This is a genomic window from Vibrio sp. 14N.309.X.WAT.E.F5 (assembly GCF_030397615.1).
Taxonomy (GTDB): Bacteria; Pseudomonadota; Gammaproteobacteria; order Enterobacterales; family Vibrionaceae; genus Vibrio; species Vibrio lentus.
Genome location: NZ_JAPNXR010000005.1, coordinates 58,728 through 79,188 on the forward strand (window position 1 = coordinate 58,728; position 20,461 = coordinate 79,188).

The window sequence follows — 20,461 nt, forward strand, 5'->3', positions numbered from 1 at the left end:
GCTTTAACCCAAAGGACCGAGGTTCAAGGGATAAGCCAATAACAAAAAAGGCCGACATTACGTCGGCCTTGTTCATTCTTTTCGATTTTAAAAACTAGGTTTACGTCCTAATCCATCAAGCTCTTCGACTTGATCGCCTTCTTAGAAAGTTCTTTGGCAAAAGCTTTAATATCAGCTTCAAATTCATCGACGCTTTGGCGGATTTCATCCAGTTGAACCGTCTGCATCACTCGGTTTTCCATTACGATTTGACCGTTAACAATGGTGGTGTCGATGTTGCTTGGATTCGCTTGATAAACCAGTGTCGCGTATGGGTCGTAACTTGGCATCATGTTCGCCGATTGTGTCTCTACAATCACGATATCCGCTTTCTTACCTGCTTCAAGAGAACCGATTTGGTCTTCCATGTGTAGGGCTTTTGCGCCACCTAATGTCGCGATCTCAATCACTTGTTCAGGAATCATGATGGTACGGTCAGAATGCTTTAAACGTTGCATGTTGGCTGCGTAACTTAGGGCACGCATGATATCGACTTGGTTAGAGCTCATTGGGCCGTCTGTTCCCAAGCCGATTCGCATATCAGCACGGTACATATCCCACGCTGGTGCGATGCCTGTCGCCCCTTTGGCGTTCGCCATTGGATTGTATGAGATACCCGCATCAGCTTGTTTCAGAAGTTTCTGATCGTTCTCTGAAAGATGGATACCGTGAGCAATCACTACGCGCTCATCCAGCACACCAATTTCATCCATGTATTCAACTGGCGATGTCGCTTTGGTTTCATCTTTGATGCGCTTTTCTTCATTCGGGAATTCAGCGACGTGAATCAACACGGGCACATCGTATTGAGCCGACAGCTTATTGATTTCTTGCAGCTTGTCTTTGCTCACTGTGTACACCGCGTGTGGTGCATAAGCGGGTGTGATTAACTCATCGTTTTTGTACTGCTCGATAAAACCTTTGGCATATTCAATTCCGCCATAAGGTTCTTTAGCATCGACCACAGGGAACTTGATCACCGTCTCGCCAAGCACTGCACGCAGGCCAACTTCTTTGGTCGCCTTGGCCATTTCATCCATGTGGTAATACATGTCGGCATAAGTAGTTACACCGCTTTGTGCCAATTCGATAGAGCCAAGCTTAGTTGCGTTGTAAATCAGTTCACGGCTTAGCTTTTCGGCTTCGAGTGGGAAGAAGTAAGCAAACAGACGATTCGAAATGCCCTCTTCGCCTAAGCCACGAAATGCAATCATAGGAAGATGGTTGTGCGCGTTCACCATGCCCGGCATAACGATCCCATCTTGAGCATCAATCACCTTTTCAGCACGGTACTGAGCAATCAAATCCTCATTGCCCACCGCGATAATCTGGTCGTCTTTTACCACTACCACACCATCTTCAATCACATCCATTTCAGAGTTGATTGTTAGAACCTGTCCGTTTTTGATAATCAGATCGGCGTTGTATGTTTGCGTCGCGACCGTCGAACCACAGCCGGCCAGTAGAACCGCGCTGATGGTGCATGCCAAGCTTTTAAGCATCATTGCTAAACCTATATGTTGTGCGTGTAATATTGTTAGAAGCTTCACTTTAGTGTTCTGAGCTATTCACCTCTAAGAACAATAAGTGCCGCTAATTTTTGCGACACTATAACCTGTAATTTAAATGAAATGGCATACCTAATCGAACCGATTTCAAGTTAAATGAGTTATTGCACAACGGGTCACAAAACCACGCTTCAGGACTCCTTAGCGTTTAACGTGTTCTCGAAACCGAGCCTTTAGAAAAGAACAACGCATACATTGCAGGAATCACCAACAGTACGACTGGCAACGAGAACAGCAGACCATAGCCCAGCGTAAGCGACATTGGCCCCATAAACACGTCCGTTCCGCCTAACCCATAAGCAAGAGGAAGCAAGCCAGCCACCGTGGTCAGTGATGTCATCACAATCGGACGCAGACGACTAACCGCAGCTTGAGTCACGGCATCCATCGCGTTCAGACCTTCGATTCTTAGTTCGTTGATTCGGTTAATCAGCACTAGTGAATTGTTGACCACAACACCTGTCATCCCAAGTACGCCAATCAATCCAAACAAAGACATTGGCTGCATGTGAACCACGAGTGCCATGAGTGAAGCCATAATCGCAAACGGGATAACCGCCATTATCAGCAGTGGTTGCAATAATGAATTGAACATTACCGCCAATACGAAGTAGATCGCGACCATAGCGACAGGGAACACCACCATAAAGCCACTCATGGTTTCGTTAGTGCTTTCCGCTTCGCCGCCAACGCTAATGGTCACGCTTGATGGGTATTGACCTATAAGATCTGTGATTAGCTCATCAGATAATGCGACAGGGCTAATGCTCTCGTCAGACAGAGCGGCAGACACCGTCACTTCTCGCTCACCGTTGTAATGCTTAATCAAACGCGGGATTTCTATCTGTTCAACCGTTGCTAATCGGCTGAGCGGTACTTGTTGTCCATCGGCCGTGTAAATTTTAGTGGTTTTCAGTTTCTCTATATCGCGGAACTGCTCGTCCAATACCACTCGAATATCGACTTCTTGATCACCAAGCCAAGTGGAGGTCACGCTATTACCATCAAACCCGACACGCAGCGCATTCGATAAATCGCTCACGGTTAGGTTGTATTTCGCCAACCAGTGATACTGAGGCACAATGTTCAACTGAGGATCTTTTAATGCCTCACTGTGATTAATACTGGTCACGCCTTGGTAGTCTTCTAGCCAAGCCATCACCAAATCAACGGTTTGATTACGTTCACTCTCTGTTCCCCCCAGCACACGGACTTCGACTGGGTCACCTGGAGGCGGACCACCAGCATCAATCGAGAACTTAATGAACATGTCATCAGACAGCGCTGCCAACTCTTCATTGAGCGCCGTGATAATCTGTTCGGCTGAACGGGTGCGTTGGTCAAAGTTCGTTAGGTTGATGATGCCCTGCGATACCGGTGACGAGTAAATCAACTCATAACTAACTAGCTCCGTTTCTGGCAAAGATTCGATCGCTTGTTCGATAGACTGATGGGCGTCTCGCACTTTAGATAATGGAGTTCCCGCCTTTACTTCGGTGTACACCTCAATGTATTTACCCGCTTCTGTTGGGAAGATATCCACTTTCAACGAAGACACTAAATAACCAGATACCGCGAACCCAACGATGGCTAATGCGATCACCGATTTTTTGTAGTTCAGAGCCAGATTCAGCAGAGAGCAGTAACGGTTTGAGATCCATTCAAATCGATCCTTTTCTTGTGTCTTTGAGTTGCTCTCTTTCGCCGATGACAAATGCGCTGGCAGCGTCAAGGTACATTCAATGAATGAGAACACGAGCGCAGCAATAACGGTAATTGGAATCACCGCGACCGCCTTGCCCATGGTACCTGGGATAAACATCATCGGGATAAACACCAAAGCCGTTGTCACTAGGCTAGCCATCAATGGCTTGATCACCTTTAAAGTCCCCGACACCGCAGCATCGACACCTTTTTTACCCGCTTCCTTCTCTTGAAAAATACTTTCGGCAATGATCACTGAATCGTCGACAATAATACCGATCACCAACAGCAATGCTGCCAATGTGATGCTGTCTAAGTTCAGCCCCATGATTGGCAGAACCATCATCACACCGAACACACAAAATGGGATAGAAACCGATACCCAGAAAGCGACACGACGTTGTAGGATCATGCTCAGAATCAGTAAAACTAGCACCAAACCGATTGCACCATTGGTTGCCACGATCGAGAACTTCTCACCCATGTCTTTGCCAAGATCGAGGCTGGTCTGAAAAATAAACTGGCCACCAATACGTTCGCTTTCTCTGTCTAACAAAGCTTTAATACTGTCGATGGTGGTAATGACATCCGCGCTACCGCTATTTGTGATTGAGAAAACCACCGCTGGTTTCCCGCTCAGAACGGGGTCTTCGGTTGCTCGTGCGAAGGTATCAATCACCGTTGCTACATCTGACACGCGAACGACTTGACCAGAATCCAGCGCCTTAATCACGATGTTAGACACATCACCGGTCGACGCCACTTTAGTCATGGTGACGATCTTCTGCTCTTGGCTCCATGACTCTACAAAACCACCCGATTGCGATAAGTTGTGTTGCTCTATTGCAGTGCTGACATCGTTGAACGCAACTTGATAGCGGCGTGCTTTTTCAGGATCAACTTCAACCCAAAACTCACGTTCGTTAAAACCAGAAAGCTTGATAGAACCTACGCCTCCAAGGTTGTTGATTCTCTTTTCTAGCTGATACGCGTAGTGCTGTAATGAAGCGGAATCGGGGTTGCTGTCTGATAAACTCACGCCAAAATGGTACACATCTAAAGAAGAGGTTTTCTGCTGAGTCACAACCGGTGGCGAGTCTATATCTTTCGGCAGGTTACCGACTCGGTCGACGGCTTGCTGAATATCTCGTAAGATCACCGCAGCGTCTTCACCAGGTAGATACTCGACCTCAATAAAAGAACGCCCTTCTGAAGATTCAGACGAAAAGTAGGTAATGCCATCCACGGAACGAAGTTCTTTCTCTATCGGGTTGGTGATATTGAGTTCAATGTCTTGAGCTGTTGCGCCGGGATAACTGGTTTCGATTTCCGCGGTGTCCATCGCAACATCGGGATACTCTTGTAAATTGAGCTGCATTAACGACATAGCGCCCGTTAGCAACACCATGACCGTGATGATACGAGCCAAAAACTGACGATTGGCGAAGTATGCTAAAAAGTTCATCTCTACTGCCCTTTACCTTGGTTCGAGTTCGATATTGCTTGATTCGATGCTGTTTGAGCGGTTGTCATATTTTTCACCGCAAGATCTGTCGAGGCGTACACCGACATACCCGGCTTAAATTGATGCCCTTGGTTAGTGATCTCGACCAATACTGGGTAGGTTAAATTTTGCATCTCGACACCAATGCGCTGTACGCTCGCTTCCATTTTTATCTCTGGGTTGGTTTCAGACCACACCACCACGTCTTGGCCAACAGTAAAGTGCTTTAAGTCATACTCACTCGCCATGAATGACAAGGTGACTTTATCGATGTTGACCACTTCATAGAGCAAATCGCCTTCACTCACCCAAGCACCCGATTGCGCCGGTTTGTTAGAGATGTAGCCTGAGATAAGAGATTCAATTTGCGTGTTTTCGAGATCGACTTGAGATTGTTGATAGTCAATTTGAGCGACAGAAACCGCCGCTTTGGCACTGAGAAACTCGGCACGTGCTGTATCTAACTCTCCCATTGAGAGGCTGTTCTTTTTGATGAGTGCTTTATAGCGGTTATAGGTTGCTTTTCGTAGCGCAAGATCGGCCTCTGCAAGCGCAAGATTTGCCTTGGCTTTATTAACACTAAACTTAAAATCATCGGCTTTAATCTGAGCAAGGATTTGCTTTCGGTTTACAGCATCCCCCACTTCAAGATTATTCATCTCAACAACACCGGGCACCTCTGCCACAACACTGTGTTTGTTTAAGCCTTGAACGTGGCCGATTAGCTCGGTTGCTTGAGCTAGTGATACTTGAGTCGTTGAGACACCGAGAAGTGCTGCCAGCGCGATAATTTTAGTTTTCATAATTCAACCCTCACCTATTGATGTGAACTATTGTTGAACTGGCTTTGTCGAATTAAAGTCGAAGTCGAGTCGACATTAAAAAAGAATTTGATGAAGTTTCATTTTTTTGATCAACGCTATCCATTAGACATAAATTCGACATAATTTTAGGTAGGCTACATTTTTGATTGGAGCAGATCTTTAGGTGGAACAGATGCTTGAACGCAGTCGTATTTTGGTTGTTGAAGACAATATCGAACTACAAGGCATTATTGCCGACTTCTTAGAGGTTAAAGAGGCAATCGCAGACTTCGCTTCCGATGGCGAGCAAGGCTTTGAACTCGCCATGCACAATGATTTCGATGCGATTGTCCTAGATGTCATGCTGCCCAAGATCGACGGTATGCAAGTGGCGACCAAATTACGACGAAATGGCGTAACGACACCGATATTGATACTAACAGCTTTAAATGGCCAAGAAGATCTACTGAACAGCTTCGATTCCGGCGCGGATGACTTTGTCACTAAGCCGTTTAAATTTCCAGAACTGGAAGCTCGTCTTTACGCGCTTATCAAACGCCATAAAGGCTTGGTTGCTCAAAAGATCTTAAGCTATGGCGAGGTAACGATTGATGAGAAAACGCATACAGCGTCAAGAGACAAACAAACCCTAACCCTGACACCTATCTTGTTTCAGATTCTAAGAGAATTAGTGAAAGCTCAAGGTGGCGTCGTATCTCGTGAAAGCTTGATATACATGCTATGGGGCGATGATATCCCAGACAAAGATGTACTCCGCAGCCATATCTACCTGCTGCGAAACGTACTCGATAAACCATTCGACTTTCCAATGTTGAAGACGATTCCTAAGCACGGGTTTCAGTTGATCTTGTCTGCTAGTGAGCCTCAATAAGTATGAAAATTCGAACCAAACTAGGCAACTCAATCGAGGATGTCAGAATCCGTACCATGCGTACCTTTTCTGTCATTGCTCTGGTCTCTTCATGCGTAGTATTTTTTGTATTCTCACTTCGTCTAGTTTGGCAGGAAGAAGCTCAAATAGAGAATCACCTGAAATCATTCAAAGGGGTGGCAGAGCAGTTCTACAAACGTCTTTCTCCCGATGGCAGTCTAAAGCTATCGGAGAACGTAACGGTTTATTATGGTGAAGAGGACTTTACCGACCAACTCAAAAAGGTTCCGCCCATGGCATTGGATACCGTGGTTCGCCAACGTTTTGAACTAAGACTTTCTGAAGAACACATTCTTATACCCGGTGTAGTCGTCTATCACTTTGCCTTCGAAGACCAGAACAAAACTATCCCTGCTTACATCGCCATCAGCTCTTTTGATATGGATCTGTGGGACGACAGTTGGGGCGTATTAATGGCAATCTCAACTCTGCTTATGCTCGGGCTGATTATTGTATTGCGGATTACACTCAAGCGGGTATTTGACCAGCTTATGGCACCCATTGGAGAACTCAGTACGCAGCTCAGCAAGCATGAGTCTGATAACTTCCATGTTCCGACTCACACTGTTGATGAGTTGCAGATGCTTACTTCACACCTAAACAGCTACTCCAAGATGAAAGACCGACTTGCCAAGCAAGAGATGATGTTTGCCAAATACGCCAGTCACGAATTAAAAACACCGATAGCGATTGTTCTTGGCGCTGCCGAATTGCAAGCCATGAAGCCTAACGACCCAGCATTCCAAACCAAGCAACGCGAACGCATTCTTGGGGCGGCCAATGGCATGAGTTCCACCGTTGAGGTGTTATTAAACATTGTGAAACAAGAGAACTCTTCAACTGAGAAAACTCTCACCGTTATCGACGATACCACTCTCGATTTATCGAAGTACCACACGATATTAGCTTCTGGCGTTACGTTAGAGCTAAACGTTGAGCCAAACACCACGCTCAACATGCCGTTGCCACTGGTGAATATGGTATTGAAGAACTACATTGAAAACGCAATCCGATTTACCACGCAAGGTGAGATAACGGTGACCATCAACTCCAACACGATTTCGGTTTCAGATACCGGCGCAGGGTTAAGTGATGATACAAAAACAGAACACGGCCTTGGTTTAATCATCGTCAAACGTATCGGAGACAGTTACGGTTGGACATCAACATTGGTCGATAACGCGCATTCAGATTCGACAACAAAAACTTGTGGCTGCACTGCGACCTTTGCTCGAAACGATGTATAAAAACGGCGTCTACTCAAAAGCAACTCTTACAATAAACAGCGTATACAAAAAAGGGCATCGAGTGATGTCCTTTTTAATGAATTGAAGGGAAGCTATTCCGCCTTTCCTTTTACGCCACACCCTTTAATCACTAGCTGGGTGATGAACTCAGCGGCATCTTCATAGTCTTTATCATCGAGCTGGTCTTTCTGCATTACGCTGCAAATCTGCCAACCAAAATCGGCGTAGGTTTGGGTGGCTGCCCAGATGGTAAACATTAGGTGGTGTGCGGGAACGTCATCCATTAAGCCTTGTGCTGACCACGTTGAGAACTTATCAAGAATCATCTGGGATTGCTTATACAGCTCGTCACCAATCTCTTTCGGCAGCACTTTCGCGCCCGACATCACTTCATTGGCAAATACTTTAGAGGCATGTGGATGGTCGCGAGAAATAATCAGCTTGGTTTGAATATATTGAGACAAAGCTTCAACAGGATCGCTCAGTTCTTCAATCGGACGAGATGCTTCTAGCAAGGGCTGAGTGACGGTTTCAAGCACAGCGTTGTAGAGCTTATCTTTAGAGCTGAAATAATAGAATACGTTAGGTTTGGGAATGTCGGCCGCTTTTGCAATGTCAGCCATTTTTGTTGCGGCATAACCATGAGTGGCGAATTGTTCACACGCGACTTCGATGATTAAATCTTGATTCTTTTGTCTGATCCTAGACATATTGCATCCTTTACAGCTCGTTACTAAAATCATAGTAATCAACGTGCTTCATTAGTCCAGAAGATAATCTCAGAACTCAAGGTCACCGCATTGATAACAATAAAATGGCCGCTCTATTTGTTAAGAAGCGACCATTCCATACCGTGTTTTTGAACTGTTCAAGTTAAAGAATCAATATTGCGCGGAAGTCATTCACATTGGTCAGCGTCGGCCCCGTGGTAAGAAGCACATCGACTTGCTTGAAGAAATCGTAGCTGTTGTTGGCATCGAGGTAGTCTTGCGCTTTAAGCGACAAGTTCGAACCTTGTTGCCATGTTTGTGGGGTAATCCACGCGCCCGCATTGTCCTCCACGCCATCAATCCCGTCGGTATCGGCGGCCAATGCAAATATGTTGTCTTGGCCTTTAAGCTCGTTATATAGGCTCAATAAGAACTCACAGTTACGCCCACCGCGACCATTGCCTTTAACGGTTACTGTGGTTTCGCCACCGGAAAGTATCACGCAAGGCGTCGCAAATGGGTGCTTGTGATTGGCCACTTGCTTAGCCAGCGCAGCGTGAACCTTGGCGACATCTCGCGCTTCTCCCTCTATACAATCACTCAACACATAAGCCGGAATGCCTAAGCCTTCAGCTTCTGCCGCAGCGGATTCCAATGCCGACATCGGGGTGGCGATAATATGGTGCTCTGCATTTTTCCAACATACGTCATCTGGCTTAACGGTTTCTGACTCTGGATTATTTAACCATTCAAATGCCGAGCGTGGTGTTTCTATTTGGTAACGTTCTAAAATTGCCATCGCATCAAAACGCGTGGTGGTGTCGGGTACGGTTGGGCCAGAGGCAATCACACTAATGTCATCGCCCGGCACATCTGAAATCGCCAGTGACACAACCCTTGCAGGATAGGCCGCTTTGGCGAGTCGACCGCCTTTTATCGAAGATAGATGTTTGCGAACACAATTCATCTCATCAATGGCGGCGCCTGATTTGAGCAGCGCCTTATTGATTTGTTGCTTCTCTGCCAAGCTGATATTACCTCCGGGTAAGCTTAATAGTGCAGAGCCACCACCCGACAGTAGGCAAATAACCGTGTCGTCGGCGCTCAAGCCACTCACCAATTGCAACATACGTTGGCTTACTTCTAAGCCCATCGCATCTGGCACGGGGTGCGCCGCTTCAATCACTTCGATGTGTTCGCAAGGGGCGGTGTGTCCATAACGAGTCACCACCAAGCCTTCAAGGTCACGCAGTGCAAGATCTTGTTGTTTCTTTGCCTGCCACACCGCTTCCAGCTCTGCTGCCATTGATGCGGCCGCTTTTCCTGCTCCTATCACCACAGTACGCCCGGCTTGATTAGCTGAGCGATAAAAAATGTCTTGAGGAAGAAAAGGTTCGATGTGATTTTTAGGTAATGCCTGATTTACAGCACTTGAGAAAAGGGTTTGCAGAAACTGCTTAGCATCAATGTCCATCAGCCACTCCTTAGTTGACGGAGAAAAAAAGAACCCCGATACAAGGCCAAAGGGTGCCTGCTAAGATCAAGTTGGAAAGGAACAACTTCAACCTCTGCCTCGTATCAGGAACGCGTATAAAAGGAGACGAAACTACGCGATTTATAAACAAACTGTTGGGCTAAGAATCGATAGCAGCCCTAATTAATTAACGAATCGAGTGATCAGAACGTTTCTCAATCGCTTGGATAAGCGCAGAGTGGTCCCAACCTTCACCGCCCATTTCGGCACACTCGCCAAACAGCTCTTGTGCATTTGCCGTGTTCGGTAGCGCGACACCTAATTCTTGTGCGCCCGTTAGCGCAAGATTCAGGTCTTTCTGGTGAAGTGAGATTCTAAAGCCAGGATCAAATGTGCCTTCAACCATACGCTCGCCATGCACTTCCAAGATCTTAGAGTTAGCAAAACCGCCCAATAGCGCCTGACGTACACGTGCAGGATCAGCGCCTGCTTTCGAAGCAAAGACTAACGCCTCTGACACGGCTTCGATATTCAGAGCAACAATGATCTGGTTCGCCACCTTACAGGTTTGACCCGCACCGTTGTCGCCTACTAGCGTGATGTTCTTACCCATGATTTCGAACAGAGGGCGCGCTTTATCAAACGCGTCTTGCTCACCGCCGACCATGATAGTCAGCGCCGCATTAATCGCGCCTACTTCACCACCTGAAACCGGTGCATCAAGGTATGACGCGCCGCCTTCATTAATTCGCGCTGCAATTGCTTTGGTCGCGATTGGCGAGATCGAACTCATGTCGATAACCAGTTTTCCAGCTGCACCGCCTGCCGTTAGGCCTTTCTCAACACCGTTGTCACCAAACAGGACATCTTCAACTTGAGGAGTATTCGGCACCATTAGGATAATGATATCTGCTGCTTCAGCCGCTTCCGCTGGTGAATGACAGACCGTTGCGCCCGCTGCCACAAGGTCGGCAGGTGCTGCATTAAAGTGATCCGACAGAATCAAATCGTGACCTGCTTTTTGAAGGTTACTCGCCATAGGTTTACCCATGATGCCAGTTCCGATAAATGCAATTTTAGACATGTTGTTCTCCTTAACGTTTGAGGGTTACCAGACGCAATTAACGGTACTGGTGCAGCCAACCAAGGCCTTCTGTCGTTGTTGTTTTTGGCTTGTATTCGCAGCCAACCCAGCCTTGATAGCCAAGCTCATCAAGATAGTTGAGTACGAATGGGTAATTGATTTCTCCGGTACCCGGTTCGTGTCGGCCTGGATTATCCGCCAGTTGCACGTGTGCGATTTGGCCAATGTTTTGTTGCATGGTCGGCGTAAGATCGCCTTCCATAATTTGCATGTGATAAATATCGTATTGGATAGAAAGGTTATCGCTCCCTACCTCTTTAATGATCGCTTTGGCTTGCTCAGTCGTGTTCAAGAAGAAGCCCGGAATATCGCGGGTATTGATCGCTTCTATCACTAAGCTGATGCCTTCTGCTGCTAGCGCGTTTGCCGCGTAATGCAGGTTAATCACAAACGCTGATTGCGCGTCTTGTTGAGTAACACCTTGCGGGACAATCCCGGCTAAGCAATTCACTTGAGTACAACCGAGTGCTTTAGCGTAAGCGATGGCTTTAGGTACACCCGCTTGAAACTCTTCAACTCTTGTTGGGTCTACCGCGATACCACGATCACCAGCATCCCAATCACCCGCAGGCAAGTTAAATAGCACTTGCTCTAGGTTATTGGCGTCGAGCTTTGCTTTGATTGCCTGAGCATCAAAAGCGTAAGGGAAAAGATATTCTACGCCCTGAAAACCCGCTTCCGCTGCGGCTTCAAAGCGATCCATAAAATCAACTTCCGTGAATAACATTGACAAGTTTGCTGCAAATTTTGCCATGACTCTGTCCTTATTCTTTATCTGTAAAAATCTGGTTGTTTGTAGTAAAGCCTCGCTCTATCGGAGGCTTTCCGTAGGGCTAAACCTCAGCTCTACGGATACACATTACTTAATGATTACTTGTACGCCAGCGCCGTTGGAGCATCGCCGCGGCTTTCGGCAAGCGGTTCAAATTCATTGATGGCGTTGATCTCTACGCCCATCGCAATATTGGTCACTCGCTCAAGAATCAGCTCAACAACAACCGGTACTTTATGCTTATTCATCAACTCTTTGGCTTGTTCAAACGCAGCGGCAATTTGCTCTGGTTCACGAACTCGAATCGCCTTACAGCCTAAACCTTCAACAACCGCGACATGGTCAACACCGTAACCTTCAAGCTCTGGCGCATTCTGGTTATCAAACGCCAGTTGTACACAATAATCGATATCAAATTGACGCTGTGCTTGGCGAATCAAACCTAGATACGAGTTGTTCACCAACACATGAATGTAGGGCAAATTAAATTGCGCACCTACTGCCAGTTCTTCGATCATAAATTGGAAATCGTAATCACCAGAGATGGCAACGATATCGCGATTTGGATCAGCTGCTCTTACACCCAATGCGGCTGGTGTTGTCCAACCTAGTGGGCCAGCTTGACCACAGTTGATCCAGTTACGCGGCTTATAAACATGCAGGAACTGAGCCGCAGCGATTTGCGACAAACCAATGGTGCTCACATAACAAGTGTCACGACCAAATGCCTTGTTCATCTCTTCATAAACACGCATAGGCTTCATTGGCGCTTCATCGAAATTGGTTTTACGCAGCATGGTCGATTTGCGTTCCTGACACTCACTTGCCCAAGCATTTCGGTTCGGCAGCTTGCCAGCGTCACGCCACTCTTGCGCCACTTCAACCATTAGCTCTAGCGCAGCTTTCGCATCAGAGACTATGCCTAAATCCGGACAGAACACGCGGCCGATTTGGGTTGGTTCAATATCAACGTGAACAAACTTACGACCTTCGGTGTAAACATCCACAGAGCCGGTATGACGGTTGGCCCAACGGTTACCGACACCAAACACGAAATCAGAGTTGAGCATGGTTTCGTTACCGTAACGGTGAGAAGTCTGTAGCCCCACCATACCCGCCATTAAGTCATGGTCATCTGGGATAGAGCCCCAGCCCATCAAGGTTGGGATCACTGGCACACCGGTGATTTCGGCGAACTGTTGTAGCAATTCGGACGCGCCAGCGTTAATCACGCCACCACCCGATACAATCAGCGGTTTTTCTGATTGAGACATCATGGTTAATGCTTTCTCAACCTGCGCGCGAGTTGCTTGCGGTTTGTAAGGTTCTAGCGGTTCATAGGTATCGATATCAAACTCAATCTCAGCCAACTGAACATCAATCGGTAGATCGATCAGGATTGGCCCCGGGCGACCCGAACGCATCAAATGAAAGGCTTTTTGGAATGCGCGTGGCACTTGTGCAGGTTCCAGCACCGTGGTTGCCCACTTGGTCACTGGCTTGGCGATAGATTCAATGTCGACCGCTTGGAAATCTTCTTTGTGAAGACGAGCACGGGGCGCTTGGCCGGTGATGCATAGAATTGGGATCGAATCTGCAGACGCAGAATAAAGGCCCGTGATCATGTCCGTTCCCGCAGGGCCAGAGGTACCAATACACACACCTATATTGCCTTGATTAGTACGCGTGTACCCTTCGGCCATATGGGATGCACCCTCTACGTGACGAGCTAAGACGTGGTCGATTCCTCCGAGCTTTTTCATAGCCGCATACATAGGGTTTATTGCTGCGCCGGGAACACCAAATGCGATGTCTACACCTTCACGTTTAAGCACTTCTACCGCTGCTTCAATCGCTTTCATAATTGCCATTCGAACCTCCAGTTCAGATTGTATACAATTAAACTAACTTTTGTGTACTATGAACCATCCTCGCTATTTATCAACCCCATAATGAAACAATTTTGTTACATCAACCCATCACATTAAGTACGCACTCATCCTGAAAAGCTTACAATTCATTGCTTTACATAAAATATCTTTACGTAAAAATAAATTACAAAAAGATTAAATGATAAATAAATGTTAAATACCGTTTGCTTGTTTACAATTTCTACAATATAAATATCCTTAAAAAGAGCATTTTGTACACAAAGTGACATCGTATTGTTTAAAGGAGACAACAATGGTGAATGACGTAAAAGAGAGAGAAGAAGTACAATGTATGCAGGTACTTGGGAAGATGGACAACTCCGAGTACAAAGAGATCTTGTCTAAAGATGCATTAAAATTCTTAGAAGCTCTCGTCAATAAGTTTGGAGATCGCCGTCATGCCCTGCTAAGTGACCGCGACGTAAAACAAGCTCAATATGACGAGGGTGAGTTACCCAATTTCAGAAAAGACACCATTTCCATTCGCCAGAATAAAGAGTGGAAAGTGGCGACACCGCCACCAGAGCTACTGGATCGCCGAGTAGAGATCACCGGACCTATCGAAAGAAAGATGGTGATCAACGCGCTAAACTCAGGCGCGAAAGTCTTCATGTGCTGCTTTGAAGATGCGTCTTCTCCTACTTGGGCCAATATGGTCGAAGGGCAAATCAACCTAAGAGATGCCAACCTTGGCACCATTAGTTATTTCGATGAGAAGAAGCAGAAGCGTTACCAATTAAACGACGATCCTGCACTGCTGATCGCACGTCCACGAGGGATCCACCTTCCTGAGCAATCCATCCAATTCAACAATCAGCCTATCGGCGGTTGCTTGATGGACTTCGCCTTGTACTTTTTCCACAACTATCAATCACGTGCACAACAAGGCTTAGGCGTTTACTACTACATTCCCAAGCTTGAGAGCATGGAAGAAGCGCAATGGTGGGACGATATTTTCAGCTTCACCGAAAACTATTTCCACGTACCTAAAGGCACAATCCGCGCGACAGTTTTGATTGAGACACTTCCAGCCGTATTCCAAATGGAAGAGATCTTGTACGCAATGCGTGATCATATCGTGGCAATGAACTGTGGCCGTTGGGATTACATCTTCAGCTATATCAAAACGCTGAAGAACCATAATGACCGCATCCTGCCAGATCGTCATGGGATCGGCATGGATCAAGAATTCCTCAACGCCTACAGCCAACTGTTGGTGCGTACTTGTCATGCTCGCGGTGCGCTGGCGATGGGTGGTATGTCGGCCTTTATTCCAGCAAAAGATCCGCAAGAAATGGCGCGTGTAACCGCCAAGGTTATCGAAGATAAGCAAAGAGAATCTCAGAACGGACACGACGGCACATGGGTCGCGCACCCTGCATTGGTTGATTTGGCAATGTCGATCTTTGATAAGCACTTAGATGGCAAAGTAAACCAAATGGATTTTCAAAGCCCGGAGCATGTGATCAATGCAGAATCGTTGCTAAAACCTTGTGAAGGCAGCCGCGATGAAGCAGGAGTACGTAAGAATATACGCATTGCGCTTTATTACATTGAGGCTTGGATCCAAGGCTACGGTTGTGTACCTATCTACGGCCTTATGGAAGATGCCGCCACCGCAGAGATCTCAAGAGCCAATATTTGGCAATGGATCCACCACGGGGTAACACTCGATGATGGCCAAACCTTTACCAAATCACTATTCCACTCTTGGCTTTACCAAGAGCTAGACACGATAAAACATGAAGTCGGAGACTCGCGCTATACAGCAGGTCGATTTGAAGAGACAGCCGATCTTTTCTATCAACTTTCTACAGCCAAAGAGTTCGCTGCCTTCCTAACTTTACCCAGCTATGGGCTATTACAAGAGTCCAGTTAGGACTCTTGTTCCGAGCTGAATCAGTCAATGATATTCACAACAAGAGTAATGATTGGCAGGCTTAGCTTGGTACACGGCCCCTTGAAAAACTAGGAGATAACATGGGAAGTTTGACTCTACAACAAGCGTTAACCATCATCGATGGCACCTTAAAAGCAGGAAACAAGATCCACACAGAACCTTTGACGGTCGCCGTCTTAGACAGCGGTGGCAAGCTGATTTCTCTGCAACGTCAAGACGGCTCTAGCATGATGCGACCAGACATCGCGATTGCTAAAGCGTGGGGGGCACTCGCACTGGGTTGTTCCTCTAGAAAACTCGCCCAAGATGCTGACAACCGACCAGCTTTCATCTCCGCCGTAAACGTACTCGCACACGGAAACATGGTGCCAGTGCCAGGGGGGCTACTGATTCGAGATAAGGATAAAACGGTATTGGGTGCAATCGGCGTGAGCGGTGACATTTCAGACATCGACGAGAGCTGCGCCATTAATGGTATTGGCTGCGCAGAGCTGTTCAGTGATGAGATGCTCCAAGCTTAACTAGCCAACTCGCTGTACTTGAAGTTCTTAGACAGGAATAAAAAACCGAAGCCAGATAGCTTCGGTTTTTTTATGAATCCAAAGGAAAATCAACAAAACTACTCGTACGCACTCAACCATGTTTTCAGCAGTTGGTTGGTGTTCTTCTTCTGGCTCGCAGACAGAGATTTAACCAGCTTTTTTTGCATTTCGACATGTTCAGTCATCATTTGGTCAATCAGAATAAGACCATCTTTGGTTAACTGAACACTCACGCTGCGTCTGTCTTCTTTGCTGTGCTCACGACTGATCAACCCTTTAGCTTCCAATTTATCAAGGCGATTGGTCATCGCGCCAGATGTTAGCATCATCGACCCAATCAATTCTGATGGCGTGAGTCGGTAAGGCTTTCCAGAACGTCGCAACGTAGCCAGCACATCAAACTCACCGAGTTTCATGTCGTATTTTTTATGAAGCTCGGCAACTTGAGTCTCCATATACTTGGCAATACGCATAATCCGGCCCATCATTGCCATAGGCTCAGTTTCTAGCTCAGGCTTTTCCTTTGCCCATTGCTCTACTACGCGGTCGATAGCATCCATTTGCAATCTCGCTCCGTTATTAGTCTTGATTACTTCAAACTAGTTTAACATAAAGATACTTTACAACCACATGATCTAAGTATACAGTTCACACAATTAGTTATCTTAACGTAAAGATATTTCATATGAACATATTACTCGCGATGATCCCCGCGTTCTTTTGGGGAACAACTTATGCAGTGACGCAGTTTACTCTTCAGGAATGGCCTCCTCTGCTACTTGGTGCTTTACGCGCCTTGCCTGCTGGCTTATTGCTGCTTGCAGTAAAACCTAGCCTGCCAAAAAAAGGCGAGTGGCAGATCATTTTCACCTTAGGTCTGATTAACATCGCGACCTTCTTTGGTTTGATCTTCGTGATGGCGCTTACGCTGCCTTCGGCGATTTCTGGCGTGGGTATGATCTCTGTACCTGTGTTCGCGATGATCTTCCACTGGGTGGTTAAGAAACAGCGTCCGCACTTGATTCAAGCCTTGTCTGGTATTGGCTTAATCACCTTAGCCTGGATACTCTTCGACCCAAGTCAGATCGCTTTAAGCCCAATAGGCTTAGGCGCCATGTTTGCTGCAATCATGTGTATCGTCATCGGCAGTAGTCTGACTAAGTCTCTCGGTAACCGCATGCATTGGTGGAAGGTATTAACGTGGCAGCTGATTTTAGGTGGTACGATTTTGTCTGTTGCTTCTGGCGTTCATGCATTCATCGACCCGCAACCTTATGTTAACGCTGTCACTCATTTCGATACTCGTAATGCGATGGGTCTATTGTGGGTGATTGGGCTAAACACAGCGCTGGGTTACGGCATGTATGTGTGGTTGCTACAACGTATGTCAGTAGTTGATTTTACTTTTGGCGGTATTGCCAACCCTGTTGCGGGTATCGTGACAGGCATGGTGTTGATGGGCGAATCGTTTACTCCCACTCAATACTCACTAATGACAGGCATGATCGTAATGTCACTACTGCCGCAACTTATCCTCGCAGTAAGACAAACCAAAACGGTCAACCCCGTTACGCAAAGCAAAGTACAGCAATAAGCCCGCACCGCAATAACCAAACTCAACAAACCCGCCCAGTGCGGGTTTTGTTTTATTCACATCACATCTATGCGAAATATCTATTTGTCCTCAACCGAACACCATCTTATTATTAAATTACTAATTTATGTCGGTACCTAATATGGCAAAAGACCTATTTTCCAATTTGGATTTAAATCTATTACGAACTTTTATTATTCTGCACCAGGAGAGGAATATGCGTAAAGCCTCCGAACGCCTATTCGTATCTCAGCCTGCAATCAGCAAAGCTCTCCAAAGGTTACGCGATCACTTCGACGACGAGTTATTTGTCAAAACTCACCACGGTTTGCGCGCAACTGAACACGCAAACATGTTGGCTGAGAGTATTTCTCCGATACTCGATGAGCTTTCTTCTGCATTAAACAGTAGTAATGAGTTCAACCCCGAAGAACTGCAAGGTGTGGTTAAAGTCGCTCTCTCTCCTTATTTGCTTTCGTCCCTTTCCAGTAAACTTTTTAAAGCGATAAGAGCAGAAGCCCCTTTGGTACAGGTTCAGCTATTGAACTGGTCTGGTACTACTATGACCGACATCATTAATGATGAAGTGCATATTGGCCTTAACTACGATATCAATCATGCGCCTAAAGAACTGCTTCAGCAGCCAATAGCTAAAGACACATTCAAAGGCTATGTCAGAAAAGACCACCCTTATGAAAATGATTATTTAGAAGTAAAAGATGGCATTAATTTCGAAATAGCATCGGTCATCGCCGTAGATTGGAACTCCCACCAATCGCTCGCAGAAAAGATTCTCAAAATAAAAGGTCATACCGCAAATATAGGCTTTCGCTCAGAGTTACCATCTGCAGTGATTGATGTAGTAAGAAACTCTGATATGATCTTCCCTGCATCTAAGTTCCTTGAGATTGAGCAAAAGACCTCACTTAGAGCAATCAAACTATTGTTTGATAGTGCGGACGTTCAACCAACCGTTTGTGCATACTACCACCACAAAAATCGCAATAGCCCAGTGACATTGTGGCTAAAGAAAAAACTCGAGCTATTGCTCAATGATAACTAGCGGTTATCACCTTCTTTCCCCTCTTTCATTAATAACTCATCGTTAAGGCCTCTATTCTTTCAAGGGATTAGAGGCTCATTTGTACAATCCATATACTTCTCTCATCGGCTAGGAACGCCACATAACACTGCAAGAAGCAAACTTTGTTCCTAACAATTATTTGAGAGTAAATCATGAAATTAAAACTACTAAGTACCCTTATCGCAGCCTCTTTCCTAGCTGGCTGTTCTTCTTCTGGTTCAAGCAATGGTAATGGCGGTCAAGATGGCGAAGCACCAATGAACCCTATTGAGATGGCCCCAAGCAATCCAATTGAAGCCTCTCCTAGTAACCCTATAGAGATATCTCCCGAACACCCTGACAACCCTGAATTCACAGAGCCAACTGTTCCTGTAGCAAAAGATATTGTCGTGGTAGATGAAGAGCTAAAAGTCGATGGTGAAGTTGTAGCTTACATCGATGGAAACGATAAACTCGTCAATGCTGACGGTCACGCGGTTGGACACGTTGAGCGTAATAAAAACGGTCAAGTTAACGAAATCTATGTAAGTACTGATACATATGGATCAGTGAAAGTAGGACTAAACCCAGCTGTAAACCCACAAGATCGTATGGTTACGATCACCGGTGAAAATGGAAATAAACTTGAAATCTTCCGTGGCGATGGCTCATGGACTTTCATTCCTGCTGGTGCACCAGACTTACCAATCTACGATGACGTAGAAAACCCAATAGGTAAAGATATTGCAGTTATTGACGGTGAATTGATTGTAAACGGTGAAACTGTTGCAAGCATCAATGACCAAGACCGTATTGTGGACGCGGATGGCAACGGGATTGGCCACGTTGAACGCAATCGTAACGGACAAGTTAACAAGGTCTACGTATCAACTAATGTTTATGGCGAAGTTAAAATTGAACTTAACCCGGCAGTAAACCCCGAAGATCGTATGATCACTATCACTGGTGAAAATGGTAACAAACTCGAACTGTTCCGTGGTGATGGCTCTTGGACATTCATTCCAGCGGGCACACCTGACCTGCCAATCTACGATGACGTAGAAAACCCAATAGGTAAAGATATTGCGGTGATTGGTGGTGAACTAGTTGTAGATGGGATTACTATTGCAAGTATTAACGACGCTGACCACATTATCGATGCAAACGGCAATGGGCTAGGCCATGTCGAGCGCAACAAAAATGGCCAAGTGAATAAAATTTACGTTTCAAGCGAAGCATATGGTGTAGTGAAAGTTGAACTGAACCCAGCCGTTAACCCTCAAGATCGCATGGTTACAATCACAGGTGAGAACGGCAACAAGCTTGAAATATTTCGAGGCGACGGCTCTTGGACATTCGTTCCTACAGCAGATACCAACCTACCGGAATTAGATAACTCAAGTGCAGTACAGAAAGCTGAACTAAAATCGAAGATTCAATCTCTTTCTCAAGAACAACGTCAGCAAATCAAGCAAACTGTAAAAGACCGTGTTAGTCGCAGCTAATCAAAAATA

16 protein-coding genes are annotated in these 20,461 nt (G+C 46.1%); 7 read left to right on the forward strand and 9 right to left on the reverse strand.

Annotated features, from left to right (window positions below; translation table 11 throughout):
* Nucleotides 1-107: 107 nt before the first annotated feature.
* The 3 genes from OW495_RS07790 to OW495_RS07800 form a co-directional block, all read right to left on the reverse strand.
* Nucleotides 108-1,544 (reverse strand): amidohydrolase, encoded by a 1,437-nt coding sequence (locus tag OW495_RS07790; protein ID WP_289885893.1) that lies wholly within the window; start codon nucleotides 1,542-1,544, stop codon nucleotides 108-110.
* 211 nt (nucleotides 1,545-1,755) lie between these two features.
* Nucleotides 1,756-4,776: an efflux RND transporter permease subunit gene (locus OW495_RS07795; RefSeq protein ID WP_289885894.1), complete on the reverse strand. Its 3,021-nt coding sequence runs from the start codon at nucleotides 4,774-4,776 to the stop codon at nucleotides 1,756-1,758.
* 2 nt (nucleotides 4,777-4,778) lie between these two features.
* Entirely contained in the window at nucleotides 4,779-5,618 is an 840-nt protein-coding gene (locus OW495_RS07800) for an efflux RND transporter periplasmic adaptor subunit (protein WP_289885895.1), read from the reverse strand.
* A 193-nt stretch (nucleotides 5,619-5,811) separates the two neighbouring features.
* Here OW495_RS07800 and OW495_RS07805 point away from each other — a divergent pair, with 193 nt between their 5' ends.
* Both OW495_RS07805 and OW495_RS07810 read left to right on the forward strand, forming a co-directional pair.
* Complete coding sequence (locus OW495_RS07805; RefSeq protein WP_289885896.1) at nucleotides 5,812-6,510, forward strand: response regulator transcription factor; 699 nt, start codon at nucleotides 5,812-5,814, stop codon at nucleotides 6,508-6,510.
* 56 nt (nucleotides 6,511-6,566) lie between these two features.
* Nucleotides 6,567-7,817, forward strand: coding sequence for a HAMP domain-containing sensor histidine kinase (locus tag OW495_RS07810; protein WP_289886050.1), 1,251 nt, complete (start codon nucleotides 6,567-6,569; stop codon nucleotides 7,815-7,817).
* A 92-nt stretch (nucleotides 7,818-7,909) separates the two neighbouring features.
* Here OW495_RS07810 and OW495_RS07815 read toward each other — a convergent pair whose 3' ends face one another.
* The 5 genes from OW495_RS07815 to gcl form a co-directional block, all read right to left on the reverse strand.
* Nucleotides 7,910-8,527 carry a TetR/AcrR family transcriptional regulator gene (locus tag OW495_RS07815; protein WP_017111425.1) on the reverse strand — a complete coding sequence of 206 codons (618 nt, stop codon included), beginning with the start codon at nucleotides 8,525-8,527 and terminating at the stop codon, nucleotides 7,910-7,912.
* A 163-nt stretch (nucleotides 8,528-8,690) separates the two neighbouring features.
* Nucleotides 8,691-10,001, reverse strand: coding sequence for a glycerate kinase (locus tag OW495_RS07820; RefSeq protein ID WP_289885897.1), 1,311 nt, complete (start codon nucleotides 9,999-10,001; stop codon nucleotides 8,691-8,693).
* A 187-nt stretch (nucleotides 10,002-10,188) separates the two neighbouring features.
* Nucleotides 10,189-11,085: a 2-hydroxy-3-oxopropionate reductase gene (locus OW495_RS07825; RefSeq protein ID WP_017086615.1), complete on the reverse strand. Its 897-nt coding sequence runs from the start codon at nucleotides 11,083-11,085 to the stop codon at nucleotides 10,189-10,191.
* A 37-nt stretch (nucleotides 11,086-11,122) separates the two neighbouring features.
* Nucleotides 11,123-11,899 (reverse strand): hydroxypyruvate isomerase, encoded by a 777-nt coding sequence (gene hyi / locus OW495_RS07830; protein WP_016766951.1) that lies wholly within the window; start codon nucleotides 11,897-11,899, stop codon nucleotides 11,123-11,125.
* 116 nt (nucleotides 11,900-12,015) lie between these two features.
* Nucleotides 12,016-13,788 carry a glyoxylate carboligase gene (gcl, locus tag OW495_RS07835; RefSeq protein WP_048613984.1) on the reverse strand — a complete coding sequence of 591 codons (1,773 nt, stop codon included), beginning with the start codon at nucleotides 13,786-13,788 and terminating at the stop codon, nucleotides 12,016-12,018.
* A 313-nt stretch (nucleotides 13,789-14,101) separates the two neighbouring features.
* Here gcl and aceB point away from each other — a divergent pair, with 313 nt between their 5' ends.
* Nucleotides 14,102-15,727 (forward strand): malate synthase A, encoded by a 1,626-nt coding sequence (gene aceB, locus OW495_RS07840; RefSeq protein ID WP_102514014.1) that lies wholly within the window; start codon nucleotides 14,102-14,104, stop codon nucleotides 15,725-15,727.
* Nucleotides 15,728-15,828: 101 nt separating this feature from the next.
* Entirely contained in the window at nucleotides 15,829-16,269 is a 441-nt protein-coding gene (locus tag OW495_RS07845) for a heme-binding protein (protein WP_008220964.1), read from the forward strand.
* Between the two features lie 98 nt (nucleotides 16,270-16,367).
* Here OW495_RS07845 and OW495_RS07850 read toward each other — a convergent pair whose 3' ends face one another.
* Complete coding sequence (locus OW495_RS07850; protein ID WP_017054932.1) at nucleotides 16,368-16,850, reverse strand: MarR family transcriptional regulator; 483 nt, start codon at nucleotides 16,848-16,850, stop codon at nucleotides 16,368-16,370.
* Nucleotides 16,851-16,975: 125 nt separating this feature from the next.
* On the opposite strand from OW495_RS07850, the gene OW495_RS07855 reads away from it, so the two are divergent.
* From OW495_RS07855 to OW495_RS07865, 3 genes are all read left to right on the forward strand, one after another.
* Nucleotides 16,976-17,884 carry a DMT family transporter gene (locus OW495_RS07855; RefSeq protein WP_102351842.1) on the forward strand — a complete coding sequence of 303 codons (909 nt, stop codon included), beginning with the start codon at nucleotides 16,976-16,978 and terminating at the stop codon, nucleotides 17,882-17,884.
* Nucleotides 17,885-18,026: 142 nt separating this feature from the next.
* The gene (locus tag OW495_RS07860) at nucleotides 18,027-18,947 is read left to right on the forward strand and encodes a LysR family transcriptional regulator (protein WP_102297680.1); all 921 of its coding nucleotides are present in this window, start codon (nucleotides 18,027-18,029) and stop codon (nucleotides 18,945-18,947) included.
* A gap of 173 nt (nucleotides 18,948-19,120) precedes the next feature.
* Complete coding sequence (locus OW495_RS07865; RefSeq protein WP_241910178.1) at nucleotides 19,121-20,452, forward strand: hypothetical protein; 1,332 nt, start codon at nucleotides 19,121-19,123, stop codon at nucleotides 20,450-20,452.
* Nucleotides 20,453-20,461: the final 9 nt, after the last annotated feature.

Coding starts and splice junctions, on each gene's coding strand:
- OW495_RS07790 (WP_289885893.1), bottom strand. CDS start 1,544: ATGATGCTTAAAAGCTTGGCATGCACCATCAGCGCGGTTCTACTGGCC.
- OW495_RS07795 (WP_289885894.1), bottom strand. CDS start 4,776: ATGAACTTTTTAGCATACTTCGCCAATCGTCAGTTTTTGGCTCGTATC.
- OW495_RS07800 (WP_289885895.1), bottom strand. CDS start 5,618: ATGAAAACTAAAATTATCGCGCTGGCAGCACTTCTCGGTGTCTCAACG.
- OW495_RS07805 (WP_289885896.1), top strand. CDS start 5,812: ATGCTTGAACGCAGTCGTATTTTGGTTGTTGAAGACAATATCGAACTA.
- OW495_RS07810 (WP_289886050.1), top strand. CDS start 6,567: ATGCGTACCTTTTCTGTCATTGCTCTGGTCTCTTCATGCGTAGTATTT.
- OW495_RS07815 (WP_017111425.1), bottom strand. CDS start 8,527: ATGTCTAGGATCAGACAAAAGAATCAAGATTTAATCATCGAAGTCGCG.
- OW495_RS07820 (WP_289885897.1), bottom strand. CDS start 10,001: ATGGACATTGATGCTAAGCAGTTTCTGCAAACCCTTTTCTCAAGTGCT.
- OW495_RS07825 (WP_017086615.1), bottom strand. CDS start 11,085: ATGTCTAAAATTGCATTTATCGGAACTGGCATCATGGGTAAACCTATG.
- hyi (WP_016766951.1), bottom strand. CDS start 11,899: ATGGCAAAATTTGCAGCAAACTTGTCAATGTTATTCACGGAAGTTGAT.
- gcl (WP_048613984.1), bottom strand. CDS start 13,788: ATGGCAATTATGAAAGCGATTGAAGCAGCGGTAGAAGTGCTTAAACGT.
- aceB (WP_102514014.1), top strand. CDS start 14,102: ATGGTGAATGACGTAAAAGAGAGAGAAGAAGTACAATGTATGCAGGTA.
- OW495_RS07845 (WP_008220964.1), top strand. CDS start 15,829: ATGGGAAGTTTGACTCTACAACAAGCGTTAACCATCATCGATGGCACC.
- OW495_RS07850 (WP_017054932.1), bottom strand. CDS start 16,850: ATGGATGCTATCGACCGCGTAGTAGAGCAATGGGCAAAGGAAAAGCCT.
- OW495_RS07855 (WP_102351842.1), top strand. CDS start 16,976: ATGAACATATTACTCGCGATGATCCCCGCGTTCTTTTGGGGAACAACT.
- OW495_RS07860 (WP_102297680.1), top strand. CDS start 18,027: ATGGCAAAAGACCTATTTTCCAATTTGGATTTAAATCTATTACGAACT.
- OW495_RS07865 (WP_241910178.1), top strand. CDS start 19,121: ATGAAATTAAAACTACTAAGTACCCTTATCGCAGCCTCTTTCCTAGCT.